This is a genomic window from Endozoicomonas sp. SESOKO2, from assembly GCF_024606245.1.
In the GTDB taxonomy this organism is placed as follows: Bacteria; Pseudomonadota; Gammaproteobacteria; order Pseudomonadales; family Endozoicomonadaceae; genus Endozoicomonas_A.
The window spans coordinates 1-2,605 of the sequence record NZ_JAHHPQ010000131.1 but is presented as its reverse complement, the minus strand read 5'-3'; the positions used below and the strand labels follow the sequence as shown (position 1 = coordinate 2,605).

Here is a 2,605-nt window from a genome sequence, read left to right as displayed (position 1 = left end):
AAAAAAGGAATCACCCGTGGTATTCATAACAGCTGGTACGATCTGAGGCAGGTGGAGCTTCCTGCCGGAATGACGCTGTTGGAAAAGATGCAGTACGAACATGACCCGTCTCTGATGAGCCCTTCAACACAACAGGCATTGGAGAAAGAAGTGCAGCGGCTGAAGAGTGATGGCATTCGGATGAACCCGGGCACCCTGACGCAGGCAACGCTGGCTTCGGAGAAAGCCCAAAAAGTGCTGAAAGAACGGGGGATTACTGTGGTCAGCGAGAAGCGCCCCTTCGTTACCAACGATGGCGCCCCGAAAGAATGGAAAATGCTGGTGCCAAAGAAGATAGCGAAGCCTGATGTTCAGGAGGATACGCCAGCGGGGTGGGCATGTACAATCCTTTGATCTTGCTCTGAAAATACAGTTACGGACAACAGACTGTAATGGAACTTTTTACCAGCCGGTTACTCCAAGAACCATAGAATCCACCCTCACGGAAGTGGGTAAATAATAAGTTTTACTGGAGTATTACCATGAATGTTGTCCATGGAAGGCGAGCCTCTGCCAGCACGTGCCCTCAACCTCAACCAAACGTTGACACCCGTGCGGTGACGGCCTCTGGCCAATGGACAATCTGCGAATCGACCCGCCAGCTGCCACCCTGTCATCCCAGGGAGTATGAGCGACAAGAGCTACTGCGGGCTGCTGAGAGTGGTCGTCTGGCGTTTCGGCAAATTAGATTGACTAAAGAAAAAAATTACTTTTCAGGTAAGGGAACGCCGAGACCCTTTACCCTCGCCCTGCCGGGGGGGATGATGCCCATTAAGCCCATGCCGGAAATAGAGTTTGGCAAATGGATGGTAGGCATTGTTGATCCACAATGCCTATATGTCTATAAACGTGATGCAGCTACCGTACATCTGCTGGCAGATTTTGGCGCAACTCCGGAAACACTGCGAGCAAAACTACTGCCTGATCTGCAATCAACGCTCGATAGACGTCTTGAGCATGGCAATCAGGTCATCTGGAGAGTTTATCCTCACCGTTTCACTTCGGGACATCTGCAAGCGGATGGAACGTTCAGTTTACCAAAGTTGAAACCCGACAATGCCACCCCTCCACTTGATTACCCGGAACTGGTGCTCATTAAATATGGCAAAGAAGACATCAAATGCTTCTGTGTATACAACGATGTACAGACAAATATTGCCGATACCCTTCGGAACAAACGCCAGTGTGAAAAGGTATTAGAGCTTAAACCCTTGCCTCTGGTTGTTTATTGCCACCGCACAGGTTCTGTTCAGGTCTATTTTGATGATGAACTGGACAACAAACACCTGGCCAGGAATGAGGATTGTCTGGATTATTTTTCGATGTCACAGAGCATAGCCCCGGAAAATTTAAGAGGCATGTTGAATCTGCTACCAATGTCTTTGCGGACAGAGGCACTGAGTTCGGAATTAACCGTATCACCGGATACTGAGCACAAATTGCAACAAGCCATCAAACTGGTGGATGATCCTGATTCATACAGTTATGAGCAGCTTCTGAAATTAAAAGAAAGTGGCTTCCCCATTCACCAGCATTTTTTTCATGAAGGATGTTTTGAATCTTTGCTTGAAATGCTCCTGTGTTCCAAAAGGCTCAGAAACGGACAGCCTCAGGAGAAGCAAATTCAGAAACAGGAGGAAGTAGCTTGCCAAATGTTTCAGCTGCTTTTGGACAGTGGAGCAAGTCTGCCACGACATTGGTGCGTGGAATTCGTTTACTGGATGAATCGTTTTGACGTTAACCCAATGCCACTGGGCATAATGAATTGTATGCTGGCTGCCTTTAGACCATTTGAATTCCTGACTCCGCTCCATCTCAGGAAGCTACCTTTGACCGCCTGCCCTGGAGCAGTTGTTGAATTAGACCGCATTTGCCAGGGGCTTAATCAACAGCAACTGCAGGACGCCCTGGAAGAGCTGGTGCTACGATATTCAAGTGATGGTCAACCCGAGTCTCCTCTCGACATCATGCAGTCTCACTTACTAGCCCTGTTTCACTATGGGGCTCCCCTAAGCAGAAACTTTCTGGAATCTCTTAAATCCAGTTTGCAGAGGGAATATCGTGAAGGTGAGAAGGTTATAGATGATCTTGCTCCGCACGATTATATCGAATGGCTTAAAACACTCTGGGAACAACGGGAAACACATGCTTTCTACCAGAATTGGCCAGAGCATCTTCAGCAAGCTCAGCAGGACGTCGCGGACCTGAAACAATCTCTGGATATGAAGAATTCCCGCGACCTGGCGACACCATTGACAGCCAAGGCACCAACGGCATTACAGTTTCTGGTGGAGGCGTTCAGTAAACCGCCGGTCCTGCCTGATCATGTCGGTGATAATGAAAAAACCATCCTGAAGGTATTGCAGCATTATTACCGCCGTCCGGGTCCGGAACGCGTGATCAGGAGCCTTGGCGGACAGAGCTTGCCAATAGTATGGAAACCGCTGCACAGCTGCAGTCATGTCCTGCGGGCCAGGAATAATGGGCTCTGGTATATGGAGTTGCTGGAGGAATTTGAGCAGCATTACCTGAGCCCGAAAGAAAAAGAACTCCTGGCGCTGGCGAT

General features: G+C 49.0%; 2 protein-coding genes. Both read left to right on the top strand.

What is annotated here, in order from left to right; all coding sequences use genetic code 11:
• On the top strand, positions 1–393 hold a 393-nt coding region (locus tag KDK17_RS03480; protein WP_257274346.1), incomplete at its 5' end, for a hypothetical protein.
• 128 nt (positions 394–521) lie between these two features.
• Positions 522–2,605, top strand: a 2,084-nt coding sequence (locus KDK17_RS03475) for a hypothetical protein (protein WP_257274345.1), incomplete at its 3' end; no start/stop codon positions are given.